The sequence below is a fragment of the Ilumatobacter coccineus YM16-304 genome (genome assembly GCF_000348785.1).
GTDB lineage: Bacteria > Actinomycetota > Acidimicrobiia > Acidimicrobiales > Ilumatobacteraceae > Ilumatobacter_A > Ilumatobacter_A coccineus.
Genome location: NC_020520.1, coordinates 3,139,898 through 3,158,780 on the forward strand (window position 1 = coordinate 3,139,898; position 18,883 = coordinate 3,158,780).

14 protein-coding genes are annotated in these 18,883 nt (G+C 66.8%); 5 read left to right on the forward strand and 9 right to left on the reverse strand.

Going from position 1 to position 18,883, the window contains the following annotated elements; genetic code table 11:
• Positions 1–99: 99 nt before the first annotated feature.
• The 7 genes from YM304_RS14200 to YM304_RS14230 form a co-directional block, all read right to left on the reverse strand.
• Positions 100–960, reverse strand: a complete 861-nt coding sequence (locus YM304_RS14200) for a crotonase/enoyl-CoA hydratase family protein (protein WP_015442391.1) — start codon at positions 958–960, stop codon at positions 100–102.
• Positions 961–1,097: 137 nt separating this feature from the next.
• The gene (locus YM304_RS14205) at positions 1,098–2,000 is read right to left on the reverse strand and encodes a cell division protein FtsX (RefSeq protein ID WP_015442392.1); all 903 of its coding nucleotides are present in this window, start codon (positions 1,998–2,000) and stop codon (positions 1,098–1,100) included.
• Between the two features lie 9 nt (positions 2,001–2,009).
• Positions 2,010–2,687, reverse strand: coding sequence for a cell division ATP-binding protein FtsE (gene ftsE, locus YM304_RS14210; protein WP_015442393.1), 678 nt, complete (start codon positions 2,685–2,687; stop codon positions 2,010–2,012).
• Between the two features lie 125 nt (positions 2,688–2,812).
• Positions 2,813–3,922 (reverse strand): peptide chain release factor 2, encoded by a 1,110-nt coding sequence (gene prfB / locus YM304_RS14215; protein WP_015442394.1) that lies wholly within the window; start codon positions 3,920–3,922, stop codon positions 2,813–2,815.
• Positions 3,923–4,089: 167 nt separating this feature from the next.
• Positions 4,090–6,960, reverse strand: a complete 2,871-nt coding sequence (gene secA, locus YM304_RS14220) for a preprotein translocase subunit SecA (protein WP_015442395.1) — start codon at positions 6,958–6,960, stop codon at positions 4,090–4,092.
• A gap of 35 nt (positions 6,961–6,995) precedes the next feature.
• Positions 6,996–8,219 carry a sensor histidine kinase gene (locus YM304_RS22670; protein WP_015442396.1) on the reverse strand — a complete coding sequence of 408 codons (1,224 nt, stop codon included), beginning with the start codon at positions 8,217–8,219 and terminating at the stop codon, positions 6,996–6,998.
• Positions 8,216–8,914 (reverse strand): response regulator transcription factor, encoded by a 699-nt coding sequence (locus YM304_RS14230; protein ID WP_015442397.1) that lies wholly within the window; start codon positions 8,912–8,914, stop codon positions 8,216–8,218. The genes YM304_RS22670 and YM304_RS14230 overlap by 4 nt, the downstream gene beginning before the upstream one ends.
• Positions 8,915–9,046: 132 nt before the next feature.
• Here YM304_RS14230 and YM304_RS14235 point away from each other — a divergent pair, with 132 nt between their 5' ends.
• Positions 9,047–12,601 carry an RCC1 domain-containing protein gene (locus YM304_RS14235; protein ID WP_162142074.1) on the forward strand — a complete coding sequence of 1,185 codons (3,555 nt, stop codon included), beginning with the start codon at positions 9,047–9,049 and terminating at the stop codon, positions 12,599–12,601.
• A gap of 33 nt (positions 12,602–12,634) precedes the next feature.
• Here the strand turns inward: YM304_RS14235 and YM304_RS14240 are convergent, their stop codons facing one another.
• Entirely contained in the window at positions 12,635–13,267 is a 633-nt protein-coding gene (locus YM304_RS14240) for a ComF family protein (RefSeq protein WP_015442399.1), read from the reverse strand.
• Between the two features lie 227 nt (positions 13,268–13,494).
• On the opposite strand from YM304_RS14240, the gene yczE reads away from it, so the two are divergent.
• The 4 genes from yczE to YM304_RS14260 all read left to right on the forward strand — a co-directional run bounded on the left by yczE (position 13,495) and on the right by YM304_RS14260 (position 17,055).
• A complete protein-coding gene (yczE, locus tag YM304_RS14245) occupies positions 13,495–14,154 on the forward strand; it encodes a membrane protein YczE (protein ID WP_015442400.1) in 660 nt (219 codons plus the stop codon).
• Between the two features lie 165 nt (positions 14,155–14,319).
• Positions 14,320–15,756, forward strand: coding sequence for a multicopper oxidase domain-containing protein (locus YM304_RS22675; protein ID WP_162142075.1), 1,437 nt, complete (start codon positions 14,320–14,322; stop codon positions 15,754–15,756).
• 170 nt (positions 15,757–15,926) lie between these two features.
• The gene (locus tag YM304_RS14255) at positions 15,927–16,346 is read left to right on the forward strand and encodes a cupredoxin domain-containing protein (RefSeq protein WP_041298322.1); all 420 of its coding nucleotides are present in this window, start codon (positions 15,927–15,929) and stop codon (positions 16,344–16,346) included.
• Positions 16,347–16,425: 79 nt separating this feature from the next.
• On the forward strand, positions 16,426–17,055 hold the full coding sequence (locus YM304_RS14260) for a lysoplasmalogenase (protein ID WP_015442403.1): 630 nt from the start codon (positions 16,426–16,428) through the stop codon (positions 17,053–17,055).
• Between the two features lie 298 nt (positions 17,056–17,353).
• Here the strand turns inward: YM304_RS14260 and ahcY are convergent, their stop codons facing one another.
• Complete coding sequence (gene ahcY / locus YM304_RS14265; RefSeq protein ID WP_015442404.1) at positions 17,354–18,826, reverse strand: adenosylhomocysteinase; 1,473 nt, start codon at positions 18,824–18,826, stop codon at positions 17,354–17,356.
• Positions 18,827–18,883 lie beyond the last annotated feature (57 nt).

Genomic DNA, 18,883 nt, shown 5'->3' on the forward strand with positions numbered 1-18,883 from the left:
CTGGACTCCGGTTCTCCGCCCGCCAATGTTGATTGGTGGGAACACATCCGACCGCTGTCATCAAACCGTAACACGGCCGGTGAGCCCGTCAAGAGCGAGTCAGGAGAATTCTGGGTCGACCCATTCCGGGAAGAGATCGGGCAGTTCGTCGCTCACTCGGTTGGTGTAGTTGGCGGCGCGCTTCTCGAGGAAGCTCTCGACGCCTTCCTTCGCATCCGCGCTTCGACCACGCTCGAGGATGCCCCGCGAGTCGGCCTTGTGCGCTTCCATCGGGTGGTCGGCACCGAGCATCCGCCACATCAGTTGGCGGGTCAACGCGACCGAGACCGGAGCCGAGTTCTCGGCGATGTCGGCGGCGATCACCCGAGCGGCCGGGATCAGGTCGTCGGCAGCGTGGAGACTGCGCACCAGTCCCCCGTCGAGCGCCTCCTGCGCCGGGAACACGCGCCCGGAGTAGCACCACTCGACCGCCTGGCTGATGCCGACCACACGCGGCAGGAACCACGACGAACACGCTTCGGGCACGATGCCGCGTCGGCCGAACACGAACCCGAACTTCGCGTGCTCGCTGGCGAGGCGGATGTCCATCGGCAGCGTCATCGTGACCCCGACGCCCACCGACGCTCCGTTGATGGCGCCGATCACCGGCTTCTTCGAGTTGTAGATGCGCAGGCTCGTGAGTCCACCGCCGTCACGAGGCACGCCGATGTCGGTCTGCACGTCGCTGCCACCCTTCGCGAACGTCGAACCGCCCGCACCGAGGTCGGCGCCGGCGCAGAAGGCTCGGCCGGCTCCGGTGACGATCACGGCACGCACGTCGTCGTCGGCGTCGGTCTGATCGAACGCGTCGATCACCTCGCGCATCATCGTGCCGGTGAATGCGTTCATCCGGTCGGGTCGGTTCAGCGTGATGGTCGCGATGTGATCAGCGACGTCGAACAAGATCTCGGAATACTTCATCCCCGCACCGTACGTACTCACCCCCCTCCCCAGGAAAGCGAACGCCCCTGAAACGGCCGCTGAGACCACAGCCCGTCATCCGGTGTCTGACACCAATTGACCGGGACCCTGCGGCGAGCCGGGCGATGTGGCAAGGCTCAGACGTCGAGGAAGCGGCTAGCGGCGATACCGGAGCCGATCGCACCGGCGAGCGCACCGATGGCCAGCATGATCAACATGACCTGCTTGTCGTAGCCGTCGGTGATGACGAGGGCGGCGAATCCGCTGTTCTCCGGGAACGCTTCGACGCCGCTGGTCCACTGCGAGTTCCAGATCCAGAGCCCACCGCTCGCGAGCGCACCACCGATCACCCCGTGGAGCAGCCCTTCGAGCATGAACGGAATCCGGATGAACCAGTCGGTCGCGCCGACGAGTTTCATCACCTCGATCTCGCGACGGCGCGCGAAGATCGCCGTGCGGATCGTGTTCCAGATCAGCAGGACTGCAGCGAGCAGCAGGAACCCCGAGAGCAACAGCAGTCGGAACCCGAAGAAGCCTTGGAGCTGGCTGATCAGCGTGATCTGGTCTTCGGCGAACGCGACCTCACGCACACCCGGGCCGGTGCTGAACGCCTCCGACACGAGGCGCAGCAGTTCGACCTCGGTCCCGTCGGTCGGCACCGCCTTGAACTGCGTCGGGATGTTGTCGAGCGTCAGCAGGTCGAGGATGCCGGGCTCCCCTGCGAGCACGCGCTGCGCTTCGTCGAGCGAACACTGGGCATTGCAGTACTCGTACGACTCGATGAACTCGGCGTTGGCCGTGAGGTTGGTCTCGATGAACGCGAGCTGGTCGTCGGTGACCCCCGGCTGCATGAACACGATCATCTCGACGCCGCCCTCCCACCGCTGCAGCAGGTTGTCGAACCCGTGCTGGCTGAGGAACGTGAGTCCCACGCCGAGCAGCGAGATCGCGGCGGTGATGATCGACGCGATCGTCAGCGTCGCATTGCGGCGAAAGCTGTCGAACGTTTCACGGAAGATGTATCGGAGGCGAGAAAGCATGGGTTCAGATCACTCGTAGACGCCGCGAGCCTGGTCACGCACGATGATGCCGCGATCGAGCTGGATGACGCGCTTGCGCATCGTGTTGACGATGCGTTGGTCGTGTGTGGCCATCACCACGGTGGTGCCGGTCTTGTTGATCCGGTCGAGCAGTCGCATGATGCCTTCACCGGTGGCCGGGTCGAGGTTGCCGGTCGGCTCGTCGGCGAGGAGGATCAGGGGCCGGTTGACGAACGCGCGAGCGATCGACACACGCTGCTGCTCACCACCCGAGAGTTGGTTCGGAAGTCGCTCTTCCTTGCCTGCGAGGCCGACGAGGTCGAGCACGGCGGGCACCTGCTGCTTGATGACGTGCTTCGGCCGACCGATCACCTCCTGAGCGAAGGCGACGTTCTCGAACACGTTCTTCTCGAGCAGGAGCTTGTAGTCCTGGAAGATGTTGCCGATGTTTCGTCGCAGCAGCGGCACGCGGCCGCCGGGCAGGTCGACGATGTTGCGGCCCGCCACCCAGACCGCCCCACGTTCGGGACGCTCCTGACGGTTGAGCATCCGCAGCAGTGTGCTCTTGCCGGAACCCGAGGGGCCGACGAGGAACACGAACTCTCCCTTGGCGACATCGAAGCTGGCGTCTTTCAACGCGATGACATCGGAGGAGTAGCTCTTGGTGACGTTTTCGAGTCGAATCATGGTGAAGTCCGCCCCATTGCCGAGGCTGGAAAACAGTACCGCTCAGCGGTCACCCAAACGTGGCACCCCGACGTGACGCGTGTTACCGGCGCCGGAGCATGGTGACCGGCCGAGGGCGACGACACTCAGTCTTCGTCGTCGGCGTGGGCCCGCTTGTTCTGCAGGAACCCTTCGATGAACTGGTCGATGTCTCCGTCGAACACGGCGCTCACGTTGGCGGTCTCGATCTCGGTGCGCAGGTCTTTGACCATCTGGTACGGCTGCATCACGTACGACCGGATCTGACTGCCCCAACCGACCTGCGCCTGCTTCCCGGCGATCGCGTCGAGTTCGGCCTGACGGTCTTCCTCCGCCTTGGCAGCGATCATCGACTTGAGTCGACCCATCGCCCGCTCACGGTTCTGGAGTTGGCTGCGTTCTTCCTGCGAGCTCGCTACGAGACCGGTCGGATGGTGGATGTAGCGCACCGCCGACGAGGTCTTGTTGATGTGCTGACCACCGGCTCCCGACGCGCGAAACACCTGCATCTCGATGTCGGATTCGTCGATCTCGACGTCGACGTCTTCGAGCAGCGGCCACACCTGCACCGCCGCGAACGAGGTCTGGCGGCGGCCCTGGTTGTCGAACGGGCTGATGCGCACGAGGCGGTGCGTGCCGCGCTCGGCCGACATGAGCCCGTAGGCGTAGCGGCCCTGGATCGTGACCTCGGCCGACATGATGCCGGCTTCCTGGCCTTCGCTCACACCGTTGAGGCTGATCGTGAACCCGCGCCGCTCGCACCACTTCTCGTACATGCGCAGCAACATCTCGGAGAAGTCCTGTGCGTCGACGCCACCGTCTTTGGCGTTGATCTGGACGATGCAGTCGGCGTCGTCGTGTTCGCCGGTGAAGAGACTGCGCAGCTCGAGCGAGTCGAGCTTGTCGCTGACCGCCTTGATCGAGTTCTCGATCTCGGGTTCTTGCGACTCGTCGTCCTCTTCCCGGGCGAGTTCGTGCAGCACTTCGACATCCTGGATCTGCGTCGCAAGCGAGTCGAAGGTCTCGAGGTCGTCTTTGAGGTTGGCGTATTCGCCGTTGAGCTTCTTGGCTCGGTTCTGGTCGTCCCAGAGCGCAGGGTCGGCGATCTCGGCTTCGAGCACGGCGAACCGTTCGCGGTTGTCGGCGATCGACAGGTACGACTCGGCTTCGTCGAGCCGACGTTGCACGTCGCGGATGTCTGCTGTGAAGTCACGCATAGGGGCGTGTCGAGGTTACCGGCGCCCCTCACCCCGCAGGGTTTTGCCCCGCGAAACCGTCACAAATGACCGATCCCCGGGGCAAAACGATCCGGCACCCGGGCGAGCCTGGTTTTGCCCCGCGAAACCGTCACCGATGACGGATCTGCGGGGCAAAACAGGGTGGGTCAGGATTCGCCGTGGCAGTTCTTGAACTTCTTGCCGCTGCCACACGGGCACGGCGCGTTGCGCGGGGTCTTGTCGAAGGCGTCTTTGACGACCGTCTCCTGCTTCGTCGACTGCGCCGGCGGTGCCGCCTCGGGCGGGAGTTCGCCGCTCGCCACCGATGCGCTGGCCGCCGACGCGAACCCGTTGCGCTCGACGTCGTCGGAGCTGCTGGTCTGCAGGTTCGACACGACCGGACCGTCGGCCGCGTCGATCACACCGTCTTTGTTGGTGTCGGCCGGATCGTCGATGACGGCCTTCTGCCCGTCGGACGACGTGGGCTGGCCGGCCGCGTTCTGGACCACCTGCACGTGCATCACGTACTTCACGAAGTCCTGCGCGATGCCGGTCATCATGCCGCCGAACATCTCGAAGCCCTCGCGCTGCCACTCGACGAGCGGATCCTTCTGACCCATGGCCCGCAGGTTGATACCGCTCTGCAGGTAGTCCATCTCTTCGAGATGCTCGCGCCAGCGCTGATCGATGATGCGCAGCATCACCTGGCGCTCGACCTGGCGCAGCACGTCTTCGCCGAGCTCGGCTTCACGCGCTTCGTAGTGACGAACGGCGTCGGCCATGACGATGTCGTAGATCTCGTCGGTGTCGGCGGTGTCGCGCAGCTGCTCCTCGGTGATGGAGTTCGGCCAGTAGAGACGCAGCTCCTTGACCAACCCGTCGAGGTCCCATTCGTCGTCGGCGACCGACGCACAGTGCGTGGAGATCAACGCGTCGACCGCGTCGGCGAGGTACTCCATGCCGGCCGAACGAAGGTCTTCGCCGTCGAGGATCTGATCGCGGCGCTTGTAGATGACCTTGCGCTGCTCGTTCATCACCTCGTCGTACTTGAGGACGTTCTTGCGGATCTCGGCGTTCTTGGTCTCGACGGTGGTCTGCGCCCGCTCGATGGCCTTGGTGACCATCTTCGCTTCGATCGCTTCGTCGTCAGGCAGTGCCCGACCCATGACGTAGTTGAGGGCACCCGTGGCGAACAGTCGCATCAGGTCGTCTTCGAGGCTCAGGAAGAAACGCGACTCGCCCGGGTCGCCCTGACGACCGGCGCGACCACGCAGCTGGTTGTCGATACGGCGGCTGTCGTGACGCTCGGAACCGACGACGTACAGGCCCCCGAGCTCGCGCACCTTCTCGCCGTCGGCCTTGCAGGTCTCGGAGTGTTCGGCGAGCAGTTCGTTGTAGCGAGCGAGGGCCTTCTTGCGGTCTTCCTGGAACTCCTCGGGCATCTGCTCGATCGGCACCGGCAACTCGAACTCGTCGACGAGCAGCCCCTCGTCGAAGCCTTCCTTCAGCACGTCACGGCGGGCGAGCCCTTCGGGGTTGCCGCCGAGGAGGATGTCGACACCACGACCCGCCATGTTGGTGGCCACGGTGATGGCGCCGAGGCGACCTGCCTGCGACACGATCTCGGCTTCACGGGTGTGCTGCTTGGCGTTGAGCACCTCGCGCGGGATGCCCCGCTGTTCGAGGAGTCGTCCGAGCAGCTCGGAGCGTCCGACGCTGGCGGTACCGACGAGCACCGGCTGGCCACGCTCGTGGCGCTCTTCGATGTCGTCGATGATCGAGTTGAACTTCGCTTCTTCGGTCTTGTAGATCAGGTCGGGTTCGTCGACGCGGATGACCGGCTTGTTGGTGGGGATCGGCACCACACCGAGCTCGTAGGTGCTCATGAGCTCGGCAGCCTCGGTGGCAGCCGTACCGGTCATGCCGGCGAGCTTGTCGTAGAGGCGGTAGTAGTTCTGCAGCGTGATCGTGGCGAGGGTCTGGTTCTCCTCTTTGATCTTCACGCCTTCCTTGGCTTCGACCGCCTGGTGGATGCCTTCGGACCACCGGCGGCCTTCGAGCACACGGCCGGTGAACTCGTCGACGATCTTCACTTCGCCGCCCTGGACGATGTAGTCCTTGTCGCGCTTGTAGAGCTCCTTGGCCTTGAGCGCCACGGTGAACTGGTGCACGAGGTTGGCCTGCACGTTGTCGTAGAGGTTGTCGACGCCGAGCGCGGCTTCGACCTTCTCGATGCCCTCTTCGGTCGGCACGACGACGCGCTTGTCTTCTTCGAACTCGTAGTCGACGTCGCGCTTGAGGCTGCGCACGATCGAGGCGAAGCGGTAGTAGAGCTTCGCGGCGTCGGCCACACGACCAGAGATGATGAGCGGGGTACGCGCTTCGTCGATGAGGATCGAGTCGACTTCGTCGACGATGCAGAAGTTCTGACCGCGCTGCTGGACCTTGGCGTCTTTTGACGGCGCCATGTTGTCGCGCAGGTAGTCGAAGCCGAGCTCGTTGTTGGTGCCGTACGTGACGTCGGCCATGTAGCTCTTGCGCTTCTCGTCGGGGCGGCTCTTGTGCCCGGCGATGATCAGGCCGACGTCCATCCCCATGAAGCGGTAGATGCGACCCATGAGCTCGGACTGATAGCGGGCCAGGTAGTCGTTGACCGTGACCAGGTGCACGCCCTTCTCGGCGAGCGCGTTGAGATACACGGGGGCGGTCGAGGTGAGGGTCTTGCCCTCACCCGTCTTCATCTCGGCGACCCAACCGAAGTGGAGCGCGGCGCCACCCATGAGCTGGACGTCGAAGTGACGCTGCCCGAGGACGCGCACGGCGGCCTCACGAGTGACGGCGAACGACTCGACCAGCAGGTCGTCGAGGTCGGCACCGTTGGCGAGGCGTTGGCGGAACTCGGCCGTCTTGCCCTGCAGCTCGACGTCGGACAAGGCTTTCATGTCGGCCTCGAGAGCGTTGACTTCGGGAACGATGCCCTGCAACGCCTTGAGTTTCTTGCCTTCACCAGCTCGGAGGATGCGGTCCAGAATTCCCATGCGACTTCACATGCTACCGGGGGGTGCGGAGCAACTCAGGGCACGTCGTGGCTGGCAGCAGCCGGGATCGTGCCCACGATTCGTGTGCCGACCCGCTTCGTCGACTCGATCTCGACCGTGCCGCCCATCGCTCCGAGACGGTCGCGCAGGTTGGTCAGCCCGTGGCCGCCCGCCACCGACGGATCGAAGCCGAGTCCGTCGTCGACCACCGTGAACGTGATCGAACGGTGATCACGTTCGAGGCGCACGTCGACACGACTCGCCGACGCGTGGCGCGACGCGTTCTGCAGCGCTTCGAGAATGCAGAAGTAGACCGCTGCTTCGACGTCGGGAGCGACTCTGCCGACTCGGTGCAGGTCGAGCTTGACCGGAGCGTCGACTCGGTCGGCGGCGGCTTCGACCGCGGCGACGAGACCGTGCTGGGTGAGCACGGTCGGATACAGCCCGTGCGCCAGGTCACGGAGCTCGGTGTGTGCGTGACGAACCTCGCGGCTGATGTCGTCGAGTGCCGAGCGCACGTCGTCGGGGGCGTCGACCAGCTTCGACTTCGCCGCAGCCAACTGCAGGTTGATGCCGACCAGCCGCGACTGCGCTCCATCGTGCAGGTCCTGTTCGATCCGACGACGAGCACGGTCGGTCGCGGCCACCACACGCTGCCTCGACTCGCGCAACTGCTCGGCCTGCACGTCGAGCGCTCGACGCATCTGGCGTTCTTCCTCCAACGCTCGCGTGAGGTTCTTGTGATGTTGCAACGCCACCGTCACCAGTACGCCTCCGAAGCCCGGTGCGGTGCAGATGAGGATCGCCGTGAGCAGCCATTCGGGGACGTCGTCGCTGAGGCCGGTGACGTCTTGCAGGGTGCCGACGGCGGTGACGGTGACGGCGACGACGAACGACGGCACGACGAATCGCCACAGCCGCCCGACGGGAGCGAACGACGCCGCCACGACGCTCGGGAACAGGGCACTCACCATCAGCAGCGGCCAGGCGAATGTGGCGATCGCGGCGGCGGCCACCGACACCGTCCAGTTCGCACCCGACAGCACCCAGAGCGCTCGCTCGACCCGACCGCGACGCAGCGGGATCAGACCGCAGAGGATCACGCCGCCGATCGCAGCGACGAAACACCCGACGGCAAACAGCCACCCGATACGGGCGACCGTGAGCGACATCGCCACCGTGAAGGCCCCGGCCACGATCGCGAGGAGACCGTCGGCGACGAGGATCCATCGCAGCCGGCCGGCGCTGACGTCGGTCACCGACTCGACCGAACTCCCGGCACCTCGGCGGCATCACCGGCGAGGAAGAGCAACACCGCCTTCACTCTCCGATTGACCTCGCGATCCTCGGCGAGCCCGAGCTTGGAGAAGATCGAGTTCGAGTGTTTCTCGACGGCGTGCTGGCTCACGTGCAGCCGATCGGCGATGATCGCATTGGTGGCACCCGTCGCCATCTCGGCCAGCACATCACGTTCACGCTCCGACAACAGATCGAGCGGCGAATCGACCATCCGGGTGCGGCTGCGAACGAGCGCATCGACCACGGCGTCGTCGACGAACGATCCACCGCTGTGCACCGAACGGACGGCATCGGCCAGGCGATCGATCTCGTCGATCCGATCCTTCAACACGTAGCCCCGTCGACCGGTCCCGGCATCGAGCAGAGCCAGGGCATAGGCCGGGTCGACGAACTGTGACAGCACCACGACACCCAGCCCGGGTCGGGTGCGACGAAGTTCGGCGGCCGCCCGGATGCCTTCGTCGTGATGCTCGGGCGGCATGCGGATGTCGGTGAGCACGACGTCGGGGTCGTGACGCTCGACCGATTCGAACAACTCGGGCAGCGAACCGCACGCCGCCACCACCGTGAGATCTGGCACCGTGTCGAGCAGGGCGATGAGCCCTTCGCGCACCAGGAGGTTGTCCTCAGCCACGACGATCCGGATCTCGCTCACCGTGCCGACGCTACACAAGGCGCCGAATCGCGGGAGCGTGGCGACCCGCACTTCGAGGGTAAGGCTGTCCGGAGTGTCGAGGTGTCGGCACCCGGCTGTCGACGTCGGCGCGCCACGTCGACGATGGACGTCATGCTCCTCCGACGCGCACTGTCGACCATCACCACCTGCCTCCTCGCCGTGTCTGCCGGCCTCGGCGTTGCTCCGGGCGCGTCGCACGCCGAGTCGTCGTTCATCGGCGAGCCGCTACCGCTGCCCGACCTCTCCAGGAGCGTCGCCGTCGCCGCCGACACGACGTGCGCGATCGACGCCGACGCAGCGCTCCGGTGCTGGGGCAGCAACGAGTACGGCCGACTCGGCGGCGGCAGCCTCTCGCCCGGTTCGGTCGCGTTCGCCGACGCACAGTCGCTCACGCTCCCCGCAGCGGCGCTGCAGGTGGTCGGTGGCGCCGCCCACTTCTGCGCCCTGCTCGCCGATGGCGACATCCGGTGCTGGGGCAACAACGGCTTCGGACAGGTCGACCCCGGCGCCGGCAACGGCGTCGGCACTCCGACATCGGTCGAGCTCCCGGTCGGACGGCGCGCCGTCGAGATCAGTGCCGGTGGCACCTTCAACTGTGCGCTGCTCGACGACGGCCGCGTCGACTGCTGGGGAGCCGGCGGGTCCGGCCAACTCGGTGTCGTGCCAGCTCCGAGCGCGGCAACGGTGGCCGAACCGATCTCGATGCCAGAGGGAACGAGTGCGGTGTCGGTGGCGACCGGGAACTCCTTTGCGTGTGCGCTGCTCGACGACGGACGCGTGTCGTGCTGGGGCGCCAACGGCAGCGGCCAGGCGCTCGGCGCGGGAACGACGGTGCCGGAGCCCGACACCCCCACGATGATCGCTGGGCAGGTCACCGTGTCACTCGCCGCGAACACCTCGACCGCATGCGCGCTACTCGCCGACAGCACCGTGTCGTGCTGGGGCGACGGAAGCGCCCCCAAGCCCATCCAACTGCCGGCCGGGGTCACACCGGTCCGGCTCACCGCCCCCATCGACGCAGCGACCACGTCGATGTGTGTGACCGACACCAATCGAGCGGTGTGGTGCTGGGGCGATCACCACCTCGCGTCGAACGCCGCTGCTGCAGCGGCACCGGTCGTCGACGAACCGACCCTTGCCGTGGCCACCGGCTCCGAGCACACGTGTGCCGTGCTCGACGATCGGTCGATGTTGTGCTGGGGCGACAACAGCGCCCGACAGCTCGGCTTCGAATCGACCCATGCCTCCAACACGCCGGTCGCCGTCCCCGAACCCCTGTCGGCGGTGGGCACTCCGGTCACCGGGATCTCGTCGGTGGCGACCGGTGGTTCGCTGACGTGCGCGATCGCCGACGGCGTGGCCCGTTGCTTCGGCCTCACCGCCGTCGGTCAGCCGGTGCTCGACGGAGCCCCGCTCGCGATGCCGGGCGGTGCCGCGCCGGTCGAGATCGCCGTCGCACTGCAGCAAGGAACGGCGTGTGCGATCTTGTCGACCGGTGACGTCGCCTGCTGGGGCAGCAACTCGTCCGGCCTCGCCGGCCAGGTCGACGTGGGCGCACCCTCCGTCGTCTCGACGCCGACCCTCGTCCCGATCCCTGGCACCGCCGCGGCGACGCAGATCGAAATCGGCGGCGACATCGCCTGCGCGGTGCTCGACGACGGCGACGCTCGATGCTGGGGTGACGACGCCTCGCTGGGCAACGGTGCCCAAGGCGACTTCGCTCCCGTGCTTCGCCCGGTCGCGCGCTCGGTCGAGGAAGTGGCGGTGGGGCGCGACCACGCGTGCATGCGTCTCGACGACGGGTCGGCCCAGTGCTGGGGAGGCAACGCCGAGCAGCAACTCGGATCGAACTTCCCGTTGACCACGTTCATCGATGACCCGGTCGAGATGGTGCTTCCGCCGGCCATTCCCCCGTTCACGGTCACCGAACTCGCCGCGGGCTCCTCGTTCACGTGTGCCCGGCTCAGCAACGGTCGAGTCGGCTGCTTCGGCGACGGGGCCGATGGTCGCCTCGGCACCGGCGACGTGTTCGACAACGACCAACTCGATCCCTCGGAGTACGTCAACAGCAACCTGGTGCGTCTCGACGGGCTGGCGGCCGGCTCCTCCCACGCGTGTGGACTCGCCGGCGCCGGCCTGTCCGCGTCGTCGTGGGTCACCTGTTGGGGCAACGGCTTCTACGGGGCACTCGGGACCGGAGAATCGACCGACTCGAGCACGGGCATCTCGCCCGCACCGTTCGCCGACGAGGTGACGCCGACGCAGATGGCCGCCGGTTTCGATTCGACGTGTGCCCGGCTCAGCGACGAAACGGCATCGTGCTGGGGCCGCGCTGCTTCGGGACAACTCGGCGTCGGATGGTTGCCGCCGCAGATCGACCGGGCGGGAGCGCGCTTGCTCGACACGCTGTTCACCCTCGGCGAGACCAGCCGCTACGAACCCGACGCCACCGATCCGACCGATCCCACTGACCCCACCGATCCGACCGATCCCACTGACCCCACCGATCCGACCGACGCTGCGGACACGATCGTGCCGATCGACCCGGCGCGCCTGCTCGACACCCGGGCGGGTGCGGAGACGATCGACGGCATCGCCGCCGAAGGCGGTCCGGTCACCGGTGACTCGTTCATCACCGTTCCGCTCGCGGGCCGCGGGGAGGTTCCGTCGTCGGCGACCGCCGTGGTGGCGAACCTGACCGCCATCGGTGCGCCGACCAACGGGTACGCGACCCTCTACCCGTGCGGCGACCGCCCGCTGGCGGCGAACCTCACGTTCACGCCGGGGGCGCCGAGCGGCAACAACACCGTGGTCCCCCTCGACACCGACGGCAACGTGTGCCTCTACTCGAGCGCCACGGCGAACTACACGCTCGACGTCTCGGCGTACGCCCCAGCCGACTCGCCGCTGGTCGGCATCACTCCGTCACGGTTCTACGAGACTCGCCCGGGCCAATCGACCGTCGACGGCGCGGGCACTCCCGGCACCATGGTCGAGGCTGGCGATGCCTCAGAGATCACCATCGCCGGCCGCGCCGGGATTCCCACCGACGCTGCGGCCGTGATCGTCAACCTCGCCGTGGTCACTCCCAGCAGCAGCGGCTACGCAACCCTGTATCCGTGCGGGGAACGGCCGCTCGCTGCCAGCCTCAACTTCCGAGCCGGCGAGAACACGCCGAACGGTGCGGTCGTCTCGCTGTCGGCGACCGGCTCGATCTGCGTGTTCACGAGCGCGACCACACATCTCGCGCTCGACGTGTCGGGCTATGTGCCGGCCGGCACGACGACGCTCCGCTCGACCACCCCGGCACGCTTCCTCGACACCCGAGCAGGCGAAGCGACGGTCGACGGCGAGGCAGCCGGCAAAGGACGGGCGGCGGCCGGCGACACGATCGAACTCCAGATCGCCGGACGAGGCGAGGTACCCGCCGACGCCACGGCGGCAATCGTGAACCTGGCGATGATCAACCCAGATCACGTCGGCTACGCGACCATCTTCGCCTGTGGCACCGCTCCGTTGTCGAGCAGCATCAACGTGTCGACCGGAGCCACACGAGCGAACAACGCGATCATCAAACTCTCGCCAACGGGTTCGATCTGCATCTCGACGAGCGTCGGAGCACACGTGGTGATGGACGTCGGTGGGTTCTTGCTTCCGTCGGCCTGACGCCATGCACCGAGCGGGCGCTGGCACACACGATCAGGCGGCGACCGGGGACACCTCGCGCACTGGGCGCAGTTCGGCGCGACGACGCTCGGGGGTTGCGGCGAATGCGACGAGCGTTGCCTCGGCACCTTGCTCGGCCAACGCTGAGCGGGCCGAGCGCAGCGTGGCTCCGGTCGTGACCACGTCGTCGACGACGAGCACGTTGCGACCGGCGAGCCCGGGGCGAGCTGCGAATCCGGGGCCCGACAGTCGTTCGGCTCGACTTCTTCCGGTCTGCGACCCGGTCTCGCTCCGATCGAGCAGCCGGCGACACGGCACGCCGAGTTGGCGAGCCACGGTGCGCGCGATCAGTTCGCTCTGATCGAAGCCGCGCTCGCGCCGACGCTGCGCCGAAGTGGGTGCCCAGGTGACGACGTCGACGCCCTCGTGCGCTCGAGTCTCGACCAGGCGATTGACCACGAGTCCGGCGAGGTGCCGAGTGACCGCTCGCCGGTTGCGATACTTCAGGCCGAGCACGATCGAGCGGACTCGCCCGGTGAACGGCAAGACGGCGATGATGCCATCGCCGTGGTCGTGCGGGGCTTGCCCGAGCAGTGCGAAACGGCAGGTCGTGCAGATGGCAGAGCCGGGCTTGTCGCAACCGGCGCAACGGGTTTCGAAGAACATGCCTCCATGATGACGAAGGGGTACCTCAGAGTTGTCCGCCCCGCATCACCCCAGCGTGCGGTGGTTGCCGGACGTCGAAGGCTTCGCCAGCCACCCCGACTTCGGGTGTCGGCGTGCTGGTTCGCCTTGGTGGCGACCGATCGCCGACCCGAGCGTGGCATCGACAGCACCAGCCCGACGCACGAACTCGTACGACGGCGGTTCCGCCCGGGCTCTACCGTGCAGGTGTGCCCGCCCTCGAACGCTTCATTCCCGCCGATCGGGCCGTCGAACGGATCAGCCGGTGCGTGTTCGGCCTGTTCCTGTTCGGTGTCGGCATCGCGCTCCTGATCGATGCGGAGTTGGGCGCCGCGCCCTGGGACGTGTTCCACACCGGCGTGAGCGAACTCACCGGGATCGGCGTGGGCAACGTGATCGTCCTCACCGGCGTCGCCCTGCTGCTGCTCTGGATTCCGCTGCGCGAGCAACCCGGCCTCGGCACCATCCTCAACGCGCTGCTCATCGGCGTGTTCGTCGACCTGACGTCACCCTTCCTCCCCGACACCGATCTCCTGGTCGCCCGCTCCGTCATGATGATCGCCGGCATCGTGCTCATCGGGATCGGTTCGGGCTTCTACATCGGAGCAGGCTTGGGGCCAGGCCCGCGCGACGGTCTGATGACCGGCCTCGCAAAGCGTTCGTTCGGCTCCCGACGCGTGTCGATCGGAGCGGCCCGCACGTTTGTCGAGATCTCGGTGCTGCTCATCGGCATCGCCCTCGGCGGGGCCGTCGGCATCGGCACCGCTGCATTCACCTTCGGGATCGGACCGCTGGTGCAGATCTTCCTCCCACCGCTCACGATGGCGCCTCCGAGCCCGACACGAGCCGCTCCCGCACTGCGCCGCTGACCTCGGTCGCCGACGCGCACGGCGTGGCCGCGTGCACGGCGTGACGGTGTGGCGCCTGTCGCCACGTCAGCACCGGCTTCCGGGACTTTGTCCCCTACCTCCGCGGGCCCCGGTCGCCCAGGCTGGCTCTCGAACCAACACGAGTTCGAGAACCAGGAGATGAACATGACCGTGATCGACACACCCGACGCCCCGTCGGGTCCGCCCCCGATGGTGCCGCAGCGAGCCGACACGTCGTCGAGCAGCAACACCTTCGGCACGATGATCTTCAGCGCGGGCGTGCTCGGCGTGTTCGCGATGATCGCCGCGCTGATCGCGCTCGCCTTCGTCGCGTTGCTGCGAGACAACAGCGGGGGCGGCGAGGCGGCGATCTCGTCCGACCTCGACATCTCCCTCACCGAGTTCGCCATCGAAGGCGAACTCTCGGCGCCAGCCGGTGACGTGACCCTGAACGTGGTCAACGCCGGAGCCATCGAGCACAACCTCGCCGTTCGCGAACTCGGCATCCAGAGCAACAACATGATGTCGCGAGGCGTCGACTCGCTCGCACTCGGTGAGCTCACCCCCGGCACCTACGAGCTCTACTGCTCGATCTCCGGACACGAGGCATCGGGCATGGCCGCCGAACTGGTCATCACCGACGCCGACTCGTTCGAACCGGCCGACCTCGGCGGTGAACACGCCGGCCTCACCGCCGAGGAGATGGACCAACTGATGGTCGACTCGATGCTCGCCTTCCCGGCCGAGACCGAGGGCAAGGGCAACCAGATCCTGGAGCCCGAGATCCTGCCCGACGGCACGAAGAAGTTCTACCTGACCGCCGAAGTGATCCCGTGGGAGGTCTCCCCCGGCGAGATCGTCGAAGCCTGGGCGTACAACGGCCAGGTTCCCGGACCGCAGATCAAGGTCGACGTCGGCGACAACGTCATGGTCGAGTTCACCAACCTGACCCCGATGGGCTCCGACATCCACTGGCACGGCGTCCACACGCCCAACGACCAGGACGGCGTGTCGCCGTACACGCAGGACCCGGTCGCCTCCGGCGAGACGTTCACCTACGAGTTCCTCGCCGAAGACCCGGCGATCGGCATGTATCACGCTCACCTGCACAGCCAGACCTCGGTCATCAACGGCATGTTCGCCGCCTTCCAGATCGGCCCGACGCCGCTCCCGTACGGACAGACGATCTCCGGGGTCACGATCCCCGACGACCTGGAGCCGGCCTTCGAGATGCCGATGGTCCTGAACGACGCCGGCACGATCGGCCTCTCGCTCAACGGCAAGAGCTTCCCGGCGACCGAGCCGATCGTCATCGACGAAGGCGAGTGGGGCGTCGTCCACTACTACAACGAGGGGCTGACGGCGCACCCGATGCACCTCCACCAGTTCCCGCAGTTGGTGTTCGCCAAGGACGGCATCCCGCTCGACAACCCGTACTGGGCCGACACGATCAACGTCGCCCCCGGCGAGCGGTACTCGGTGCTGTTCAATGCCGACACCGCCGGCACCTGGGTCTACCACTGCCACATCCTCACCCACGTCGAACGAGCCGATGGCATGTTCGGCATGGTCACCGCCATGATCGTCAACCCCAAACAGTGATCACCCCGGTCACTCGCTGACGACGCCGTGGTCACTTCGGTGCACCACGTTCCCCGCCGGGCTCGCCGTGATGGCGAGCCCGGCTTCGGCGGTGACCGACCCGTCAACCCGCTCGCCCTTCCGCCTTCCCCCCCTCCCCTGCCGTCCTTCTCGCCCTCGGAGACTCCGACATGATCCTCTCGCTGCCCGCCCGTCCGATGTCGCCATCGAGCCATCGTGCGCTCCGCTCACCCGTCCGCCGGCTCGCCGCCCTGATGGCTGCGATCGCATCGCTCACCCTGTTCCTCGGCGCCTGCGGCAGCGACGACACCGGAGGAGCCGAGCAGCCGACGTTCTCGTTCGTGATCCCGGCCGGCGCCGGCGTCGACATCGAGAACGGCGAACCGCTCGACATCCTCCCCGCCCAGATCACCGCGCAACTGAACGAAACCATCCAGATCGTCAACAACGACGATCGCGCGCACCTGCTCGGACCGTGGTTCGTCGGTGCGGGTGAGACGTTGCGTCAGCGTTTCACCGAACCCGGCGTGTTCGACGGAGAATGCTCGGTGCATCCGTCCGGCGAGTTCACGATCATCGTCGAAGCGTGATTCGGCCCGGGCGGCCCGGCGCAGGTCGAGCTCGTCCCGCTCGCTCGATCCGAGCGCGACCAGCAGGTACCGTCGCAGCGTGAACACCGCGGGTCTGACGTTCTTCGCCATCGCCGCGGTCGCGATGCTGACGGATTGGTGGGCCGTCTCGTCGGGGCGACTCCACGTCGAGCGGATCGCCAAGCCGTCGGTGATGGTGGCGCTCGTGGCGGCGGCCGTCGTGATCGACATGGAGCCGTCGGCGCTGCGTCCGTGGATCATCGCGGCGCTCGTCGGTGGGTTGATCGGCGACGTCATGCTGCTGCCGGAGGTCGACCGATTCCTGTTCGGACTCGGCGCGTTCCTGTGCGGCCACCTCTGCTACGTCGTGGCGTTCTCGCTCGACTGGAACCCGGGCTGGCTCATCGCTGCCGGCCTGGTCGGACTCGCTGCGATGGTCGCCGCGGCGGGTGTGCCGATCCTGCGGGCGGTCGCGTCGACGGCGATGTTCGTGCCGGTCGCCGCCTACTTCGCCGTGAGCATCGCTGTCGTCCTCGTCGCCGCGGCGAGCGGGCGCTGGTTGCTGTTCGCCGGGGCGCTCACGTTCGCCACGTCCGATTCGATTCTCGGCCACGACCGCTTCGTCGACCCCGACGCCGATCACCGGACAGCGGTCCACGTCACCTACCACCTCGGGCAAGCCGCCATCGTTCTCGGCACCCTCCCCTGACCCCAGCGGGCGACATCGAGCCAGGCCAAAAATCGTCGCCTGAGGGTGATATCTGCCCAGGCCAAACATCGTCGCGTGAGGGCGATATCTGCCCAGGCCAAACATCGTCGCGTGAGGGCGATATCTGCCCAGGCCAAACATCGTCGCGTGAGGGTGATAACTGCCCAGGCCAAAAATCGTCGCGAAACTCACTTCAGGGTGGAGGGGCGGAAAACGGGCGATGCCGCCGCTCCCCGCAGAACGGGGTGGCGACGGCATCGTCGTGTCGAGGCGGGTGGCGACCACCCGCGAGCCTCGATCAGTAGCGGTAGTTCTCCGGCTTGAACGGACCCGACGGGTTGATGTCGAGGTAGGCGGCCTGCTCGTCGGTGAGCTGCGTCAGCTTCACGCCGAGCGAGTCGAGGTGGAGCCGGGCGACCTTCTCGTCGAGGTGCTTCGGAAGCACGTACACACCGAGCGGGTAGCTCGCCGTGTTCTGGAACAGCTCGATCTGCGCGAGCACCTGGTTGGTGAACGAGCACGACATGACGAAGCTCGGGTGGCCGGTGGCGCAACCGAGGTTCACGAGGCGGCCTTCGGCGAGCACGATGATCTGCTTGCCGTCGTCGAACTTCCACACGTCGGTGCCGGGCTTCAGTTCGTCACGAGTCGCGCCCGAGCGGGCGAGACCGGCCATGTCGATCTCGTTGTCGAAGTGGCCGATGTTGCAGACGATGGCGTTGTGCTTCATCTGCTTCATGTGATCGATCGTGATGAGGTTGAAGTTGCCGGTGGCGGTGACGAAGATGTCGACCTCGTCGATGCAGTCTTCGAGCGGCAGGACCTGGAGGCCCTCCATCGCTGCCTGCAGCGCGTTGATCGGGTCGATCTCGGTCACGATGACGCGGGCACCCTGGCCCTGGAGCGACTGGACGCAGCCCTTGCCGACGTCGCCGTAGCCGAGCACGAGAGCGGTCTTGCCGCCGATCATGACGTCGGTGGCACGCGAGATCGAGTCGACGAGCGAGTGACGGCAGCCGTAGAGGTTGTCGAACTTCGACTTGGTCACCGAGTCGTTGACGTTGATGGCGGGGAAGATCAGTTCACCCTCTTCCATCATCTTGTAGAGGCGGTGCACGCCGGTGGTCGTCTCTTCGGTGACGCCCTTGATGTGGGACGCCATGCGCGTCCACTTGCCCGGGTCGGACTTGAGGGTGCGCTGGAGCAGGCCGAGCACGATGGCGAATTCGGCGCTCGAGGCTTCGGTCGGGTCGGGCACTTCGCCCGCCTTCTCGAACTCGACACCCTTGTGCAGCAGCATCGTGGCGTCGCCGCCGTCGTCGAGGATCATGTTGGGGCCGTCGTACGTGGTGCCGTCGGCAGCGTCGGGCCACGTCATCATCTGGTCGGTGCACCACCAGTACTCCTCGAGCGTCTCGCCCTTCCAGGCGTAGACCGGCACACCGGCCGGCTCGTCGACCGTGCCGTTGGGGCCCACCACGACGGCGGCCGCCGCGTGATCCTGCGTCGAGAAGATGTTGCAGCTGGCCCAGCGCACCTCGGCGCCCAGCGCGGTGAGGGTCTCGATGAGTACCGCCGTCTGGATCGTCATGTGGAGCGAACCCGAGATGCGAGCGCCGGCGAGCGGCTTGGAGTCGCCGTACTCCTCGCGCAGTGCCATCAGGCCGGGCATCTCGTGCTCGGCGAGCAGCATCTCCTTGCGACCGAACGGCGCCATCGAGAGATCGGCGACGCGCCAGTCCTTGCGCGCTGCGAATGTGGAATCAGACATGTGGAACCTCCATGGTTCGCGTGGAAACGGAATGCGAACCAGGCCGGGACCAACTGG

Coding starts and splice junctions, on each gene's coding strand:
- YM304_RS14200 (WP_015442391.1), bottom strand. CDS start 960: ATGAAGTATTCCGAGATCTTGTTCGACGTCGCTGATCACATCGCGACC.
- YM304_RS14205 (WP_015442392.1), bottom strand. CDS start 2,000: ATGCTTTCTCGCCTCCGATACATCTTCCGTGAAACGTTCGACAGCTTT.
- ftsE (WP_015442393.1), bottom strand. CDS start 2,687: ATGATTCGACTCGAAAACGTCACCAAGAGCTACTCCTCCGATGTCATC.
- prfB (WP_015442394.1), bottom strand. CDS start 3,922: ATGCGTGACTTCACAGCAGACATCCGCGACGTGCAACGTCGGCTCGAC.
- secA (WP_015442395.1), bottom strand. CDS start 6,960: ATGGGAATTCTGGACCGCATCCTCCGAGCTGGTGAAGGCAAGAAACTC.
- YM304_RS14235 (WP_162142074.1), top strand. CDS start 9,047: ATGCTCCTCCGACGCGCACTGTCGACCATCACCACCTGCCTCCTCGCC.
- YM304_RS14240 (WP_015442399.1), bottom strand. CDS start 13,267: ATGTTCTTCGAAACCCGTTGCGCCGGTTGCGACAAGCCCGGCTCTGCC.
- YM304_RS22675 (WP_162142075.1), top strand. CDS start 14,320: ATGACCGTGATCGACACACCCGACGCCCCGTCGGGTCCGCCCCCGATG.
- YM304_RS14255 (WP_041298322.1), top strand. CDS start 15,927: ATGATCCTCTCGCTGCCCGCCCGTCCGATGTCGCCATCGAGCCATCGT.
- ahcY (WP_015442404.1), bottom strand. CDS start 18,826: ATGTCTGATTCCACATTCGCAGCGCGCAAGGACTGGCGCGTCGCCGAT.